Raw genomic sequence first — 17,231 nt, forward strand, 5'->3', positions numbered from 1 at the left:
ACAACGACTTTGGACGTCGTGCTGATGGGAAGGCAATCCCGGCCCGATGCATCGGACGATATACTATATGCGATAGAATCTGCGCGCCAGATTAGAGACCGCGCAAGCCATAGACGAGTGGAGTTACGCTTCATGCCGCTAGCTGCCCCGCCAACATTGACCTTCCTGCCAAATGGGGTGCGCGGACGAGATGTGACGAGATGCGGGCCACTCGGCTCATGACGATCAGAGGGGATGCGCGAGATGCCGCTCCATCGTCGCTCGACCCGACAGCGTTTCGTGGTTGCTGGCGGCCTTCAGAGTTAGGCAAGGCGGGCGGACCAGAAGCTGCGGCCGCCATCATGTTGCACCCGATCTGACCGTGTAGCCTGCCGATCCTACGAAACATGGGAGTTGAGACTTTCAAGCGAGAACCAGTTGGATGCCGGCAACGAGCAGAACCGCCGCGAGGATAAATCTGATGCCTGCCGGGTTCAGGCAGTTCAGGCTGATTACCGTTCCGACGACCGCACCCACCAGGGCGGAGATAGCGTAAAGAGCCAAATCCGGAGAAGGAAATTGGCCGCTGAAAAGAGCTCCGACGAAGCCGACTGCAGAATTGGCCAGAATAAAAGGGGGTGATAACGCGACGGTCTGCTTCGGTGATGCCCAATTCAGTGTGATGAGCGTCGGCGCGAGGAACACTCCACCACCCACGCCGGTCAGCCCGGAAACCAGGCCAAGGGCCGCGCCAAAGCTCACGCTTGCTGCGACCGGAGTTTCGGAAACACGATCGGAAACTCGTGCCCGCTGCATGATCATCACTGCGCTCGCCAGAAGAAGAACGAGCCCGGTCAGCGTCTTGTACATGTGGTCCCCGAGCACAATCAGGCCACCGGCGAGCGACGCTGGCATCGACGAAAACAGGAGCGGGCGCAGGATCGTCCAGTCAACGATCCTGTTGCGGTTGAAGAGCCACGTAGAATAAGTCGCGACGACAATGTTGAGACCAAGCGCCGTCGGGCGCATCTCTGTCGACGACATACCAAAAAATGCCATTAGCGAGAGGAATGCGGTGCCACCAGCCTGGCCAACGCTCGCATAGAGCATTGAGATGATCGCGAAGAGCAGAGAAGTCATGCCTCACCGGTCTTGGCGAAGATCTTCGCCTTTTTGCGCCGAGCCCATCATGATTCGTGCATCAAGCGCGGTCTAAATGTGTTTCTGCTTGGCGACGGATCTAAGCATTTCGCCGAAATCGGTGGCCGGAGGTGCAGGCAGGTCAAGTTCCCTAACGAGTGCCATGCTTGAACAGTCCCATCAATTGCCGAAGCTGGTACTTGACTGGGCTGGAATAGGGCTGCGTTGAGACCCTGAGGGGCGGCACTCCAGGGGCCGCCGGGGTGAAGCTGCGTTTCTTGCTGTAGCTCATCTCCTGCCGCGCCTCGCAATGGTGCTGTCGCCTTTCTTTCGCATGTTAGAAAGGCTTCGACGCTCCTACCTCGCAACCAACCGTGCGGGTCCGAACCCCTCTCCGCGACGTTTGAGTTTGGTGAAATCAACAGTTGGTACGACACTTGCTAGTCGAACCTGGGTTCTCTCGCTGTTGGAGAAGCGCATGCAAAATCTCCTCCGCATCAAGCAGATCTCGCGGCGACGAGTATCTCTCGCTGCGCCTTTGACGCGGCCCGTTTCTGCACGTTCGATACGTTTGCGCCAGGCCTGCCGGACGGAGTCGATGAGACGCCGGACAATGGTGCGAGGAGTATGGCGTCTGCGCCGGCTGTTGCGTGTTGCTCATCGATCACGTCCCCGGCGCCGTCGCACGGCGGAGGATCGGCGAGCGATTAGCGATGGCAATTCGCAAGATTGGGAAAAGACATGACTCTCGTGTTGTCTTCGTCTCTCAGCGGAGACTGGATGCTGACAGGACGCTCGTCGAGTCGCGCACCGCCAAGCGCGTGGCCGAGCTTAGCTGTATCGCGCAGATCAGAGCCCAGGATCTCGTCGTGCTCGGCCTCGAGACAGACGAAAGCGTCGCTCGGACGCGACTGCGTTTTCTCGCCGTGCAAGCTTAACAGAGCCGAGCCTCTAGCCGCGGAATCTGTCCGGTTATTGTCGTCAGCTCGGTCCTGGACCCGCGAACCTTCTATCGGCGTCCGCATCATCCAAGGGGACACCGTTGGGTACGTACCGGTGGCACGGTCCTTCAACGCGGATGACGAGCGATGATCTCTAGTTTGACCAGTGCGCTATCGGCGAACTGGACCAATCACTTCCGCTCAGCCTTTGAGATAAGGATGATGGCCCTATCTCGGGTGTTTGATGGATCACGCCGGCGCACTCGGCGGCAGGGCGAGGAATTCGGCGAATGGCGCCCGGCACAGGGCGAGCGCTCAGACTGCACGAATAACTAACCGTCAGGTTCAGATCATGGACTGGAATTTGGCTTCGCCTGAAACAAGCGCAATCGAACACGACGACGGGGAGCTCGATCGTCGTACTCAAGCGCCTATCATTGACCTCTTTAGCTTCACCGAATGTGCGAGCCAGACTCATTCACTCAGAGCGCTATTCGAGCTTCTTGTAGGCTGTGCCACAAAGCAAGGCTTCAGTGAAGTTGCATATGGCGCTCTCAACTTCGTTGAGCCACTTCGCCTGGCAGAGTATCCACCCCCGACTGTGGCTGTGAAGTGGCCGCCAGACTGGTGCGACCGATATTTCAAGCGAAAGTACCATACTATCGATCCGGTGGTCCGGCGGACGCCGATGCATTCGCGGCCGTTTTTGTGGGATCAACTCGCCGACCACTATCAACTTCAGCCGGACGAAAGACGCGTACTGGAGGAGGCGAGAGAGGCGGGGCTGAAGCACGGCATGAGCGTGCCGTTGTTCGGCCCGTTGGGTCGGATATCTGTTGTGTCGTTTGCATCCGCGTTCGACGATGCCGATCCTCAGGACTGCATCGGTCATCTCAACGCGCTGGCCTGCCTCTTTCACACCGCTTATAGCGAGATCGCTCGTCCGTGCAATGATGATGGTTGCGAGAGAAAAGTGGCATTATCAAAGCGAGAGATCAGTTGCATGCGGTGGGTGACGGAGGGGAAATCGTCATGGGAAATCGGAAAGATCCTGGAAATCAGCGAGAATACGGTCAACTTTCATGTCAAGAATGCGATGCGGAAGCTGGGTGCGACGAGCCGAATTCAAGCGGTCGCTATCGCTATTCGCCTCAATGTTCTTTGAATTGTAAGGAACGGGGCACTAAGTGCCAAATCGTGGGCTGGCAGAGTCTACCATGTTGAGCATCGCGCCTTCGGCGGAGCTCGCAGATACGACGCTCCTTGCGACAAGTCCGCTATCTCACGCTGCGTGAGGTTGTGGGACTTCATGAGATCGATGGACTGTCGAAGTTGACTGACCCTGTTCCCCCATCTCGGCCTTACACCACCCAGCCTGTGGCCCGTTGCTCAGATGAACTCGCACTTTGTGCTTCGGAACTGGGATTGGAAGCCGGCAGCGAGAGGTCCCGCTGAGGAAAGAACCCCGACCGTGGGTCGGGGTTCCGTTTCACTCAACCGCTTGGAGGTCTCTATTTGGCAAAGGGTGAGCCAAACTTGTAATTGAGCCGCGCCGTGATGAGATCGACGTCCTGGTGGGTGCGGTCCGTGCCGAGAAATCCTGGGAAGCTGATGTTGCTGCGCTGCATGAACAAGTGGTTATACTCGACGCCAACTGACCAGTTCGGCGTGAGGCTGACTTCGGCACCGGCGCCCAGCACGCCACCCCAACGGACATCATTGCTGTTGGCAAGCTCGGCGCCCGTAGCCACCGAGTTGACGTGATAAGTGTTGCTGGTCACCGCAGCACCACCCTTTCCGTAAAGTAGGACGGCATTGAACGCGTAGCCGATATGCCCCGTGAATAGACCGAATGCATCTGTCGTGGTGCCGACGGTGTTTGCCGGAAAGACGCTGCTGACGTTGGAGCCGCTGAAGTCGGCCCAGTTGCCCTGACCTTCGATGCCGTAGACCATGTTGAAGATGTGCCAACGATAGCCAATCTGGCCGCCGATGGTCCCGCCAGCCGAATTATGGCAGCCTTCGGGAGTGACGCCATTGAAATCCCAGCAGTTGCGGCCCGTTCCCCAGCCACCATTGAGGCCGATATAGTAGCCGGACCAGTCGATAATCGGGGCCGGGACCGGCAGCGATGCCGCGTGGGCCTTGACAGGCTGCCCGGCCAGGTCCGTGCCGAATGCGGGAGCGGCCGCACCGAGTACGCCGATGGCTGCGGTCAGAATCAGAATATTTTTCATTCGAGTGTCGTTTCCTTTCGGTGCTCCCCCGGCGGCGTGCATTTAACAATATGACCGCGAATTGCTGTAACTGCCGCACAACATGTCTTCGAAAGAAATGGGCCCAATCGCACGCTGCGTCAGATTGTGGAGCGCGCAACTTGCCATGCACTGCCTCGACGGAAATGCTGGGGCCTGACACTGGTCGCTTCGCGCAGAGGCGTCCTTGAACACGATTAGTTCGTGATGGCCCGTGACAGAACCGAGATCTTTGGCTCCCTCAGCCGCGAATTAGGGACAGAGCAAGGCCGCGCCAGCATCCCCCCGTGCATGCCCGCTATTCAGAGAGTTCGGCAAATGAAAACCGCTGATCGAGGACCCGCCTCGGGCGCTCCAGTTCATTAGTTCGGTAGGAGCCTCGTGCTACCACTTGCAATCGTGAGCGATGCGGGACGATCCATCACAGGCCCGGATCGCTTTGCTGAGGACCGGTCACAACTCTAGCACAGCTAAACCTCGCCCTCGATCGACAGATGTGGATGCAGCTGTGCTTGACAAGGCCCTTGCTTGAAGTTGCGCAGTTCGTGCCGAGCCAAGGGTCAGGAGAGGAAACGGTATCGCTTTTGCTGGCGCCAGCGAGTAATAGCGCGGCTGTCTCGTCTTGTCTCCGACTTGCACTGGATTCCAGGTGACTGGTCTTGGATCACCAGAAGAGCTGCATAAGCGACAGTCGTCGCGAACGTGCTCGTCTCAGCAGGGGCTGAACATGAAGGAGGGTCACCTCCACCACGCTCAGCCCCGGTATTTTTCCGCCGCATAATGTCCCCACATGCCAAGCTCGTGTGGCAGTATGGGGTCAAGCGCCTTATTGCTCGGTCGACCGCGCCAATTCAGCCCGCAAGCTGCGTATCGCCTCGTTAGCCAGATTCAAAGTATTCCGTTCGCCGTTCTTTATCGAAGACTCAAGTAAAGTGCACAACCGGCTATGAAGGACCGTCTTGCGATTATGCGCCAGCAACGGATCCGTCTCAACAAAGCGCCAGGCCTTATCAAATGCGACGCTCACGATAGCATCTTGCATCTGCTGATCCATCTCAACACTCCACGACGTCCTGATACAAGGAAAGTACCTTCGCAAAAGCAAACCGAGCGTCTGTGGCTTGTCCCAGCAAGTAAGACATCAGAGCCGCAGTACACTCGGAGCATCGAGCAGCTCTCGATGCGTCATGAATTTACAGATGTTTGTTGAAGTTCCGATGACCCCGAACGTCGTATTGCCAGGCGCGTATTCGAATATTTCTGAAGCGACTGAACGAGCTCGCGTTGTTCGCGACGGCTTCGTTGCCAAAGTGATCTTGTTTCTCGGTGTCTGTCGATATTGGGCTATTGTTCCCGCAATCGGAAGATCGGGGCCACGCCAATCGCGACTAAAGCCGACCATCGATGAAAATGGATCGCTCCGCTCCTTTCGCAGTCTCTAGCTAAGAAGCGTTGTGTGGCGTTTTCCGACCACTGCTTGTTTGCTTTCTGACAAGTATCCGCGTGCCGTCGTCCTTTGCTCGACCCAACGTGGCCTCCTGCTCTCGGTGCAGGCTCCAGCTTTCGAGAATGGTGGCGAACAGTTGTGATATGGAAAGGCCAGCGGAAGCGGCGCGCTTGACGGGACGGTGAGTCATAAACACCAAGTCGTCGATCCCTGGCGCGCACGGCCGTAGCAGCCAGCCCCGCGATGCGCGCCATCAAACGGAGAGAAAGCCAAACGACATCTCAGTCCGCTGCTGCACGTGACAGAATTAGTTTCGCGATCTTCAATTGGTTGTCGGGAGTTCGCAACACTGCCGGTAATGCCGCCACGGCCTGATCGAAAAGGCGTCCCAAAACCTGAAGGTCTTCTGGGTAGTAAACGCCACGGTCTTGCGACAGTCGCCTCGTTTTCTGGTCGCCGGCGCGGCCCCCGGTTCTCGTATCGCCGAGCTGGCCGAGCTCAAGTTCCGCCGTAATCATTTGGTTTGTCAGGGCGTTTAGCAGTCGGATCGCTTCGAGCTCGTCGCCTTCTTCGCCTATGAGGGCGGCTACGATGTCGAGTTGCAGGTCGATGCGATCCTCGAGGTCCTCTGAGCGTGAATTGGAAGGGTCAAGTTCCACGGTGTTTGCTCCAAAGTAGTTAAATGCAGGAACCAGGTTGAGTAACGGTTGGGTCGTGCTTTCCCGTTGGCGAGACGGCAGAGGCGGCGATAGAACGAATGGCTGCTGCACAAGGCAAGGTGTGCACGCACGGTCGCCGGAGGAAGAGGGTGGTAGGCATGTGCCGCTAAAGGACCGCAAAGGCGGTCGACCAGAGAGCGCGAACCGGCACTTGATCTCGAGCCGGTCCAGCGCGTGGGACAGTGGCAGTGATTCCAGCCGGCGGGGACACCGCTGATGACCGCGAGTCGAGAAGTGCGACCCGAACTGCTGCGCGATTGCTCGTAACCGGACATAGCGATCCAGACGTAACCGGAGGCTCCCCAGGGCAGAGTGCCATAAAAAGAGCTTGGCGCTGGACGAAGCTGTTGCTGAAGGCGCTCCGTCAACTGGTCCAGACCGGTCTGCTCATCATACCAGAAAATTATGGCCCAGCACATGCTAGGCAACCCAGAAATAACATCCGCTACATACGTCTGTGGTTTCTCTCTGCGTTCGTTGACAGGCGATGCCCGGCCCGACGAGGGTGCGGATGGGCTCCTGGAAGGTGGGTCCGCTAAGAGACAAGACCAGCAGATCGCGCGTCTCCACCCCTCGTTCCGATGGTGATGTAAGGATTGCTGAGAAGGGATAACCGCGCCGGGATATGGTCGAACAGCGCCGGCGCATAGAAGGAGATAGGGTAGCGTCAGTCTGTAGGAAATGGGTGTGGAAGCCGCCTTCCGACGAAGACTGAGGACGCGAGCAGAGTGAGACTCCACGATTACACGGCGTACAGGGGTGGCCAGTAAGATCGCTAGGCTGGTCTCATCACACCGATCGACATCATTGCCTCGTCCTGGGCGGAGGATATGCGGCTTGCGCTCAGCGTGGTCAGATAGCTGACCGCACTGCTTTCTTTGAAGGCCGCGGCAGCGTCGGATTGTCGGCGGCGCCTCCCTGGTCAGGGCAAATAGTCCAGCCCGCATCGTCGTAGAGGCCAATTCGCCTGCCCCAATTCTATGCAGCGCACGCATTTACCTTGGCCAAGCAGTGTGCGTGAGAGTCGATCTTCTTCTTCGAGGCCTTTGGACGACTGAAAAGGCAGGCGCCAGCGCGATGGATTACGCGCCAGACGTTGCGATTGACCATCCGACCGCACTTGCGCGGCACGTGCGTCGACTCCAAAGATTGATGGGTGTCCTTGGCGATGCAGCCAGGAGCACCTTGAATCGGCCTGCGACTAGGCTGAAAGCAAAAAAGGTCCATTGCCCACACGACATTCGTGAAATGTGCTTTCCGGAAACCGGCGATCGACTTATGGGGTATTTGGCTGAAAATGGTAAAATCGAAAGTGTTGATGGGAAGCATCCAGTTCGTGGATCGCGCACGCGCGTAATCTAGGTTTTTCCTGCCGTCTTGCTGCCGTTTATCAACTCGTCCGCGGCCGAACGCTGTTCGTCCGCTTCGATCTCGCGGGGCTTTGCAATGAGGGGCCGCGATTGCTCAGGGCTCATCCTGCATCTCGGTCTACTTGCCACGCATACGATCCCCCAAATGCAGACATTACCAGCCAAAGCTATCGAGGATTTCAGCTTTGATTGCGGTTGCGGTGTGCAGGGAAATCTCCAGCGGAAGGTTTCCGAATGCAAGCTGGCAAAGCAAGTAGTTGGCACCTGCCACTTCCATCTGCTGAAGAAGGAGCTTTCGGACGGAAGCCGGCGTTCCAACGACGCACAATTCGCTTTCAAGTGCTGCATCGAAGGTCAGCGGAAGGGCGGGCGGTGTCGGAATGGCGTTAAGCTCATAAAGGAACTTAAAGCTCTCCAGCCATCGCCGATACGCAGTTTCGGCCGCCGCATGAGCGTCCTGATCAGAATTCGCAATCACGACCATGCGGGCCAGCCCGAGAAATGGCTCGCGGCCATGTGCGGCTGTATTGTGGGCTCGATGGGAGCGGTAGGCGTCCGTAACGTTCCGGACAACACTGGCGGGGCCTATGCACGCCAGATTGGCGCCATTTGCCGCGGCCCACTGCGCCGTCTCAGCCCGATTGCTTGCGATCCAGATAGGCGGATATGGACGTTGATGAGGCCTCAACGTTAAGGGTACTTCGCTCAACTCGAAGTGGCGTCCATGATAAGATAGCGTATGTCCCTTCAGCGCAATATTCAGGATTTCACTGGCTTCCGTATAACGGCTTGGTGCAGCGTCGGCAGTGATGCCGAAATAACCCCATTCAATCGGCTGGGAGCCGCGGCCTATCCCGACCTCGAGCCTGCCGCCGCTCAATTGGTCAAGCATGCAGATCTCTTCGAATGCGCGCAATGGATGATAAAGGTTGAGCAACAGGACGAGCGGACCGAAGCGTAATCGCCGGGTGCGCTGCGCGACGCTCGAAAGAAACAGGTTCGGCGAGGGCCCTCTGCCATGAGGTGTGCAGTGGTGTTCGGCCAGGTGATAAGCGTAGAAGCCGAGCGAGTCGCAGACCTCGGTCAGCTTGAGACGATCTTCATATTGTCGTGTGGCATCTCGGCCGTCGTCATCCAAATGGTCGAAAACGCCGCACGTTAGTCTTGAAGGAAGGCCACTCTTCACTCGATCAATCTCCGATTACGGTCAGATGGAGGGTCCCGGTGCTTCGTGCCGTTGCGCTCAAAGAGGCCTGGTTTGTCATTTAAGCCGGTCAGGCCGCTTCTCTTTGGGTGCGTGGATCTGGGCTTGCACCATGTGAGTGGGTCACGAGAATGCGTAATGCGGTCGGCCGCACCCTTGATCGAAATTCGCGAACGCCGGAACGGCGAGCATTTGCTCGAGGAGAAGCATCGTTGGGCGCGTCAGAGGTCCTGTGCCTGCGAGCCAGATCAGCTCGGCACGGCTACTATTTGTCTATCATTGGACGTAGCGTCTCCGTCAGGTCGACATCCGGTAGCTCGGCGAGCGCTGCGACGAACGCGAGAAACGCTCCGAAGGCTGCAAGTATAAGAGAGCTTGCGAGTATCGCTGTTCCTACGACCTGAGTGCGTCTCATAATCCTTCACTTCGGTTTTGGGAGACGGCGTTGATGCCAATCAGTTCTGCTCGACAGTTTCAACACGGCCGTCTCGCCAGCGGTAAACCAGAAAACCAGGAGCCGCATTGTCTCCCTTTGCATCGAACCGGACTGGGCCAATGACGGTATCGATCGGCCGTGAACGAAGTGCGTTGGCCACGCGTGCAGCATTGAAAGAGCCGGTCCGGTTCACCGCCTCAGCCCATGCTTGCACGGCTGCATAGGCGTAAAGCGTATAGCCTTCGGCAGACAGGTTGGACGCTTTGAGTTCGGCCACCACGCCGGCCGCATTGGCATTCGCGGCCGGGTCCGGCATGAAGGTAAACAACGAGCCTGTTCCAGCGCTGCCAGTAATGGCCCAGAATTCAGAGGTCATCAACGGATCGTTCGCCATGACGATGAGCTCCGCTCTTGCTTCCGACGCCTGGCGTACAAACAATCCGATTTCGGTATGATAGCCGCCGATATAGGCGACGCGCACCCGATCCTTCTTCATTCTTGAGACCAGCGCCCTGTAATCTTTTTCACCGGCGACATAGCTCTGCCGAATGACTTTTTCGCCGAATTTGCGAAGCTGTGCTTCGACCACGTCGGCGATACCTTTGCCTGCGGTGCTTTTGTCGTCGAGCACCGCGATCTTGTCGTTAGGGTAGTTCCGGTGAATGTACTCAGCGGCAACGGTGCCCTGTTGATCGTCGCGGCCGCAGATCCGAAAGACAGTGTCAAGGCCCCGTTCTGTTAGCTGAGGATTTGACGAGCCTGGTGACACCTGAATGATGCCTGCTTCGGCGTAGATCTCGGAGGCCGGGATCGACGAAGAAGAACAAAAATGGCCAACGACCAGCCGGACCCGCTCTGTTGTGAGCTTATTAGCGACCGCGACAGCTTGCTTCGGGTCGCAAGCGTCGTCAGCGACTCTCAATATCACCTTGGTGTCGAGAAGTAGGCCAGAAGCGTTCAACGCCTCGACCGCCGCAGCTGCACCATCGCGCATTTGCGCGCCGAACGCAGCACTGCTTCCGCTCATTGGGCCAGCCACGGCAATATTTATGTCGGAGCCGCGCGCAACCGAGGCGAGGGCGCACAAGAGAAGCGCAGCACTCGCAGCAAAAGCCCAACGTCCATTTAACATTGTAGAGCTCCCAATGGTGACCTGGAGTTGAACCGCCAGCAGCTGTGGTCAGACGTGTCTACACCTTCAGGCTGTCTGCCAAGCGCAGCTTGCGTTGGTCGGCCAGATTGCGACCACGGTAGAACTTACAATTTGACGTTAGGTGCGTTTCAAGGCCGTTTTGAAAGGAGCCTCGATGGTGCGTCAGCGAGCGCGGATCGACGAGGTCACGACGGCTGTCCGGTTGAGGCCATCAAACTGTCGGCTCCCTCAGAGCCGACGAGCGCTTATCGGCAATGCCGTGCGGAGCCGGCCATGAGGGCGTCAGTACGGCTGATCCTCCAACCCGCCAAGGGCGAGATCGAGATATTGCATGAGGCAGGGATCCCAACCAGCCAGGCTACGGGGGGCGCTTAATCGTGCAAGGACCTTCAGGATCATCGAAACGCGCGTATCGGCGCCGGCGATTTCGCTGATCAGCAAGCGTGCTGCAACTGCGACAGCCTTGGCCCGCTCCCCGCAAGGATGCTCGCCCCGATCCATACAATCACGCAAGTCGTCGCGGATCCGCCGCCACCGCTCCTCGCGATCTGCAGCTAACTTGCAGGTGCATCGGGAGGTCTGACTGGGCGTCTCGACCCGCGACATGGCATTGAGGGTGGCAGGCAGCTCATCCACACTTACCTGGATTTCACTGTCGATGGTCATGTTGCGCAAGCGATCTCGCAACAGAGTTGCTCGAGCGACTTGAAGTTCTATCCGCTGTAGATGCTTGCGCAGAAGATCGGGGAGTGAGGTCGTGCCCTCCATAGCTTTACGGATCTCAATAAGGGAGAAGCCAAGCTCACGTAACGCCCGAATCTGGTGAACCCGTTGCATGCTTTCGCGGTCGTACATCCGGTGGCCGCCGTCGGTACGCTCTGAAGCTGCTAGGAGCCCAGTGTGTTCATAATGATGCAGCGTGCGTACCGTTACTCCGGTCGCCTCTGCAAGTTCGCCAATGCGCCATCGACGCCTTCGTGGTGTAGCTTTGCTCATGTTGCTCAATTTCAAAGCCTACAACCTGACGTCACGTGTGATTCAAGTAATTTCAAAGCTCTCGCTGGATCGTCTTTCATTCCAGCGCGAGAGTGGTGACTATCCTCAGAATGGCGTGGGATCAACCCTGGGGGGAAATGGTGATCAACAAGTTCGTCAAGCATGCCAGTTGAGTCTGGCCAGCCGCTGTACGCTCCAGGATGAGCTTGGCGATTGCTGTGCGATTTTCCGGACTTTGCATGGACGGGGGTAGCGCGGTGACCACACTATCATAAAGGCGTCCCAGGATGGAAAGCTCTTCCGGATCGAACACGCCGCTGCATTGCTCCAACGGTCAGCTCCTTTGCTTGTCATTGTCGTTGCAGCGCACGTCGTCAAGACGTTTGGCTGCGATAGGGCCAAAAGAAGTCAGACCCGCGGCGGCGAGCGACGAAGATGCGATGTGCTCACAGGTGATGCGACAGGGCAACACGCGAGCGCGATCCCTGCTTCGACAGCGGGAGTGATCGCGGCCATGTGCATGATCGATGACCGGCACGCTCACGGTGCGTGATGGTACGACTGCGAGGAAGCCGAAGCGTCTCCGCTCATCGGAGCCCCTACCGATTCGGAGAGTTGACGAGAGCAGCCCATGGCCCTTTCTGCTGTGTCGAGGCGGGTGCGGCCGGCGGCCCGGTGCCACGTACGTCGTCTCTAAGCAAGCCAATAGTCCGAGCCGCCCCTCGCGCGTTGAGCCGATTGCCAACGTGCGAAAGACCTACAGAACTCATCATGCTAGGCGTGCGCTGCGACAATCTTTATGGAGCGATCATGAATTCGAGCGAGGCGAGCCTAAATTGTCTGATCCGAGACATTCGTTGGGATATGAAGTTCGCAGACCTTGCGAACGTCCTCACGAACAAACGGCGAGGCAGATCATGCGAAACCTCCGGCAGCATCTGCTCCTTCCGAAGCGCAGATGATGGAGGGCGCTTCTCCAGTCGACATGCGGGTAGCTTCCTGCAACAATATCTCTCGCATCCACACGCTTTCCGGGTCGCTATGGTGAAGCACGGGCCATTGGACCGCCTCAGTGAAGGCGGGGAATGGCTGCGGGAGCTCCGCAATGCAAAGGGGCATCGTCCTTTGGAAATGCTTTACGAGCCCTAATGGCATCGTCCCTATGCGGTTCGTGCCTACCAGCAGGGGCGGGATCATGCTGAAGCTCTGCACAAGAATGTCGATGCGCCGATTGAGGCCGAGATCGAGTAAAAAGGATTCATCGACCGGCGTCTTGCGCGCACCTTCGATCTTAACCGCCACGTGGCGCATCGACATATACCGGTCGAATGTAAGACGCCGCAGCAGTTTGCTATTGGTGCGGCAACCTACGCAGACGAGCCTCTCCTCGAATAGGGCTGCTCTGGGGTGCGCGCTAGACATGAATAATTCCGGCAAGATAACAAAATCGACTTCACAGCGGCGGAGAAGTTCATCGTGCTCACCAGTGGCCGCCACCAGTTCGAAGCTGACGGCGGGGGCTTCGCGCGCGACGCGCTCCACGACATTTCGAAAGAATACGACTGTTATAAAATCAGAAAGCCCGATCCTGAACCGCCGGTTCAATCGAGCTGGGTCGAACACGTCCCGCGCGATAATTGAGAGCTCAATGTGCGTTAGAGCCTCCCGCACAGGGGCTGCAAGTCCTTCCGCGCGTGAGGTCGGGACAAGTTCCCGCCCCCTCATTCCAAATAGCTCATCGCGGAAGTATGAACGAAGTCGGGCAACGGCTGCGCTCATGGCAGGCTGACTAAGGTTAATCTTGCGTGCCGCTGCGCTGAGGTTGCGCTCGGTCATTAGAGCATCCAGCGCGACGAGAAGATTTAGATCCAGACCTTTGAAACGCATGTCTTGTTATCCGGCGTGAACGTAATTGCGGCGCACACCGCGAGCAATGACGGCCCGTCTTGAGAGGTCCTATTTGCCCGCGCGAATGGACATCGTTCCATCCTACGATCGCAAAAAGACGCTCGTGAAATGACCGCAACGATGGAGAGCTAGGCAGTAGGCCGGCCAGCAGCCGCCGCAAACCGTTCAGGAATCCCGAAGTTGGTCGGTCTCGCCGCTTCCGGCGAGCCACGCAACAGGACCCGGTCAAATGGTTAATGGCAGATGAACCTAGTGTCCGGCCAGTGCGGTGAGTTCGCCAAAGTGCCCAGTCGACGGCCGCGTAGCGCCGCGTTAGCCACGGCGGCGAACCTACAACCTGACGCAGTGTGCGGTTCAAGCGATTTTATCGGGCAAGCCAAACATTAGTGTACTGGAGGGCGTGTTCTGCCGATAGTGCCGGCGTCGCCTGTTTGCAGTGCAAGCGCATCAAACCTCTCCTGCGAGGCCAGCAGGCTCACCACGGGCCAAGTCTTCGCAGCCGATCGCCGTCTCTGGCAGCTTCGCGCCAGAGACGTTGAAGTGACGAAATCGTCCGAGCACGTCGAAGGATCGTTAGTTATCTGGAAAGTGGAACGGCCTATGTCGAGCCTAGCAGCGCCTGCGAGTTGGAGGCTCCTGATGCATAGATCCCATGTTGGATGCTTCCTCCAGCAATATCCGCCGCATCCAAATGCTCGCCGGGTCGGTATTGTGGAACGCAGGCCACTGCACAGCCTCGGTGAACGTGGGTAGGGGGAGCGGTGGTTCGACGATCCGCAGTGGCATTCGCTTTTCGAAGTGTTTGGCCAGTCGTAAGGGCATTGTGCCGATACGGCCCGTGTCCAACAATATGGGCGGAATCAGGCTAAACCCCTGCACAACGATCTCAATGCGTCTCTTGACGCCGTGCTCAAGCAAAAACCATTCTTCGAGGTTTGGTCTGAGCGCGCGTCCGAACTTCGCCGTAACGTGCCCCATCGAAATGTATTTCTCGAACGTAAGCTGCCGGGAGAGCTGCTTGTTCGCGCGGCATCCCACGCATACGAGCGTCTCGTCGAACAGCGTCGCCTTAGGATGCGCGCTCGACATGAACAGTTCCGGCAGAATGAGAAAGTCGACCTCGCCCCGGCGGAGCAGCTCATCGGGTTCATCGGAAAATGGCAGCAATTCGAAGCGCACCGCCGGAGCTTCCTTTGCGATACGGTCCACAATTTTGCGAAGAAAGACGATCGTCATGAAATCGGAGAGAATGAACCTGAAGCGTCGGCTCGACTGAGTCGGGTCAAACGCGTCTCGCGATATGATCGAGAGTTGGATGTGCAGCAGGGCCTCGCGAACCGGACCTGCAAGCGCCTCCGCGCCAGGTGTCGGGACAAGCTCGCGACCTCTCATGGTAAATAGTTCATCACGGAAATAGGTGCGCAGCCGCGCGATCGCAGCGCTCATAGCGGGCTGGCTCAGGTGAATTTTGCGCGCCGCCGCTGTGAGGTTTCGCTCCGTCATCAGAGCATCGAGCGCAACGAGAAGGTTTAGATCGAGTCCCTTGAACCGCATGTTCTGAGTCTATCCATCGTGTGGATGTGTTCCATCGGAACAATCGATTTTACCAAACTGGGGGATGTTGAATAGCAAACATCAGTTTGGAAAAGTAATCGGGCATACCATGATGGCTGCTGCTCATTCACGCCGGCTCAGAGAAAAAGTCCTGGACGTGCGAGCAGCGGGCGCATTCGTCTCGAGGATGGCTATGGTCGGCCCTTGCGAGCCGCGTCGCTTCTTCTCCGTGCGAAGCTCGCTCGCTAGAGATGTCAGGCCGATCTCCGTAAACCTTGGTATGCGCGTTCCATCCGTTTCCATATTGGAGGTTTACCCGCGTACACTTGAGAGCGCGTTCAGCCGCATTCTAGTGTCCCGAAAGAGCGGCAGGCGCAGATTGCGGATGCCAAGTAATTCAGGCGGCTCCCAAATAGCTCGCCTGTCCACCGCATTTCAGGGCGTGTCGAAGATGCATGAGAACCAGCTTGATTTGATGTCAGTCGGATGCGCCCTCGATGAGGCTCCGCGGATCGAAGGCTTGCCCTTAGACGTCAAAACGTCGACAGCGATGCGAGCCGAGGCGGAAAAGCTCCGTGGGGCAGACAGAGTGTGGCTAGTCCAATCGCCTCATCGGCATCTTCCGGGATATCTCGCGCGGGGCATTGGCCGAATGACGAGTCCGAACCATGAGATCGCTTCGTCGCGAGCGAAGCCGCACGGCGCGGTGGAGTCGAGAAGTGCCGCGCTCTGGGCGGGTCGTGGCAGCGCATTTGAGTGTTGATCAGTGGTTCGGCGATTAGGGAGTTCACGTGACCATCTCCGCTCATAATTCCACTGGCGCAAAGAAACCCGCCATGAAAATTGCCGTATCACGGACGGAAGCGCCTTCTGCACGCTCTCAAGTGCAGTGGAGCCGTCGGTGGGAAAGCGAATTGCAGCTCACCGATCATGCCGAACTCGCCGAGTTCTTCCGCAACACTTACGGGCCGACCGGTGCGTTCAATGCGCAGCCTTTTGAAGGCAACCGCAGTTGGGCCGGGGCGAGGCCTGAGGTCCGCATTATCGGTTATGACGCGCGCGGGGTAGCTGCTCATGTCGGGCTACTACGCCGGTTCATCAAGATTGGTGGGGTCGATCTACTCGTTGCCGAGCTCGGCTTGTATGCGGTGCGCCCGGACCTCGAAGGACTGGGAATCAGCCACGCAATGCGCGTGACGTATCCGATACTGCATGAGCTTGGGGTTCCATTCGGTTTTGGTACGGTTCGGCCTGCGCTTGCGAAACATATGACCCGACTGGTCGCAAGGCAGGGGCTCGCCACGCTGATGTCTGGCATTCGCGTCCGCTCCACGCATCCGGACGTCTATCCCAATCTGTCGCCGATCCGCATCGAAGACGTGATCGTGGTGGTTTTCCCGGTTGGACGCGCGATAGGCGAGTGGCCCGCCGGGACGATAATCGATCGGAACGGGCCTGAGTTGTGAAAGAGCGTTTCCCCCTATCCGCTGTCCGTTGCGACTATGCTGACGTGACCGGAAGTCGCCCCGTCTATTTAACCTTTGATGATGGGCCCAATCCATTTTGCACGCCAGAGGTGCTCGATGTCCTGGCGAAACATCAAGCTCCGGCGACGTTCTTCGTGATTGGCACATATGCGGCCGAACAACCTGAACTCATTCGGCGAATGATCGCGGAAGGGCACGAGGTTGCGAACCACACGATGACGCATCCGGATCTATCCAGATGCGGACCAGCGGAGGTGCGCGACGAAGTGCTGACGGCGAGCGAGGCGATCCGTTCGGCGTGTCCGCAGGCCTCGCTCAGACACATGCGGGCACCTTACGGCATGTGGACACAAGAGGTGCTCTCTGCGTCAGCGAGCGCTGGTCTCACAGCTGTGCACTGGTCGGTCGATCCCAGAGATTGGTCACGCCCCGGGGTTGATCGAATTGTGAATTCAGTACTGGCAACCGTTCGCCCGGGAGCAATTGTGCTCCTGCACGATGGATATCCGCCTGATGAGGAGCGACTTTGCACTGCTGCCACGCTGCGTGATCAGACCACGATGGCACTGTCACATCTGATCCCAGCACTACAACGGCGCGGGTTTGTCATCCGTCCACTCCCTCAACTTCACTGAACAGAAC

Annotated in this window: 12 protein-coding genes; 3 read left to right on the top strand and 9 right to left on the bottom strand. The window is 57.9% G+C overall.

Going from position 1 to position 17,231, the window contains the following annotated elements:
- Window positions 1-402 precede the first annotated feature (402 nt).
- Entirely contained in the window at window positions 403-1,119 is a 717-nt protein-coding gene (locus EAV90_RS24075; protein ID WP_129144896.1) for a sulfite exporter TauE/SafE family protein, read from the bottom strand.
- Window positions 1,120-2,496: 1,377 nt separating this feature from the next.
- On the opposite strand from EAV90_RS24075, the gene EAV90_RS24085 reads away from it, so the two are divergent.
- On the top strand, window positions 2,497-3,225 hold the full coding sequence (locus EAV90_RS24085) for a helix-turn-helix transcriptional regulator (protein ID WP_129144917.1): 729 nt from the start codon (window positions 2,497-2,499) through the stop codon (window positions 3,223-3,225).
- A gap of 346 nt (window positions 3,226-3,571) precedes the next feature.
- Here the strand turns inward: EAV90_RS24085 and EAV90_RS24090 are convergent, their stop codons facing one another.
- The 8 genes from EAV90_RS24090 to nodD1 all read right to left on the bottom strand — a co-directional run bounded on the left by EAV90_RS24090 (window position 3,572) and on the right by nodD1 (window position 15,102).
- Window positions 3,572-4,297, bottom strand: coding sequence for an outer membrane protein (locus EAV90_RS24090; protein WP_129144898.1), 726 nt, complete (start codon window positions 4,295-4,297; stop codon window positions 3,572-3,574).
- 844 nt (window positions 4,298-5,141) lie between these two features.
- Window positions 5,142-5,369, bottom strand: coding sequence for a hypothetical protein (locus EAV90_RS24095; protein ID WP_129144899.1), 228 nt, complete (start codon window positions 5,367-5,369; stop codon window positions 5,142-5,144).
- A gap of 674 nt (window positions 5,370-6,043) precedes the next feature.
- Entirely contained in the window at window positions 6,044-6,421 is a 378-nt protein-coding gene (locus EAV90_RS24100) for a NolY (RefSeq protein WP_129144900.1), read from the bottom strand.
- Window positions 6,422-8,005: 1,584 nt separating this feature from the next.
- Window positions 8,006-9,037 carry an LLM class flavin-dependent oxidoreductase gene (locus tag EAV90_RS24105; protein ID WP_129144901.1) on the bottom strand — a complete coding sequence of 344 codons (1,032 nt, stop codon included), beginning with the start codon at window positions 9,035-9,037 and terminating at the stop codon, window positions 8,006-8,008.
- Window positions 9,038-9,510: 473 nt separating this feature from the next.
- Window positions 9,511-10,623, bottom strand: a complete 1,113-nt coding sequence (locus tag EAV90_RS24110; RefSeq protein WP_129144902.1) for a branched-chain amino acid ABC transporter substrate-binding protein — start codon at window positions 10,621-10,623, stop codon at window positions 9,511-9,513.
- A 303-nt stretch (window positions 10,624-10,926) separates the two neighbouring features.
- Window positions 10,927-11,640: a MerR family transcriptional regulator gene (locus EAV90_RS24115; protein WP_208738540.1), complete on the bottom strand. Its 714-nt coding sequence runs from the start codon at window positions 11,638-11,640 to the stop codon at window positions 10,927-10,929.
- 915 nt (window positions 11,641-12,555) lie between these two features.
- Window positions 12,556-13,527 carry a transcriptional regulator NodD2 gene (nodD2, locus tag EAV90_RS24125; RefSeq protein ID WP_129144903.1) on the bottom strand — a complete coding sequence of 324 codons (972 nt, stop codon included), beginning with the start codon at window positions 13,525-13,527 and terminating at the stop codon, window positions 12,556-12,558.
- A 630-nt stretch (window positions 13,528-14,157) separates the two neighbouring features.
- On the bottom strand, window positions 14,158-15,102 hold the full coding sequence (gene nodD1, locus EAV90_RS24130) for a transcriptional regulator NodD1 (RefSeq protein ID WP_129144904.1): 945 nt from the start codon (window positions 15,100-15,102) through the stop codon (window positions 14,158-14,160).
- 836 nt (window positions 15,103-15,938) lie between these two features.
- Here nodD1 and EAV90_RS24135 point away from each other — a divergent pair.
- Together EAV90_RS24135 and nodB are read left to right on the top strand one after the other, a co-directional pair.
- Window positions 15,939-16,568, top strand: a complete 630-nt coding sequence (locus EAV90_RS24135) for a NodA family N-acyltransferase (RefSeq protein ID WP_129144920.1) — start codon at window positions 15,939-15,941, stop codon at window positions 16,566-16,568.
- The gene (gene nodB / locus EAV90_RS24140; protein WP_129144905.1) at window positions 16,565-17,224 is read left to right on the top strand and encodes a chitooligosaccharide deacetylase NodB; all 660 of its coding nucleotides are present in this window, start codon (window positions 16,565-16,567) and stop codon (window positions 17,222-17,224) included. Before EAV90_RS24135 ends, nodB begins: the two co-directional genes overlap by 4 nt.
- The last annotated feature ends 7 nt before the right edge of the window (window positions 17,225-17,231 follow it).

Source organism: Bradyrhizobium vignae (genome assembly GCF_004114425.1).
In the GTDB taxonomy this organism is placed as follows: domain Bacteria; phylum Pseudomonadota; class Alphaproteobacteria; order Rhizobiales; family Xanthobacteraceae; genus Bradyrhizobium; species Bradyrhizobium vignae.

Bases quoted from the DNA above. Each gene is read 5' to 3' on its own strand.
- EAV90_RS24075 (WP_129144896.1), bottom strand. From the start codon at position 1,119: ATGACTTCTCTGCTCTTCGCGATCATCTCAATGCTCTATGCGAGCGTT.
- EAV90_RS24090 (WP_129144898.1), bottom strand. From the start codon at position 4,297: ATGAAAAATATTCTGATTCTGACCGCAGCCATCGGCGTACTCGGTGCG.
- EAV90_RS24095 (WP_129144899.1), bottom strand. From the start codon at position 5,369: ATGGATCAGCAGATGCAAGATGCTATCGTGAGCGTCGCATTTGATAAG.
- EAV90_RS24110 (WP_129144902.1), bottom strand. From the start codon at position 10,623: ATGTTAAATGGACGTTGGGCTTTTGCTGCGAGTGCTGCGCTTCTCTTG.
- EAV90_RS24115 (WP_208738540.1), bottom strand. From the start codon at position 11,640: ATGAGCAAAGCTACACCACGAAGGCGTCGATGGCGCATTGGCGAACTT.
- nodD2 (WP_129144903.1), bottom strand. From the start codon at position 13,527: ATGCGTTTCAAAGGTCTGGATCTAAATCTTCTCGTCGCGCTGGATGCT.
- nodD1 (WP_129144904.1), bottom strand. From the start codon at position 15,102: ATGCGGTTCAAGGGACTCGATCTAAACCTTCTCGTTGCGCTCGATGCT.
- EAV90_RS24135 (WP_129144920.1), top strand. From the start codon at position 15,939: ATGAAAATTGCCGTATCACGGACGGAAGCGCCTTCTGCACGCTCTCAA.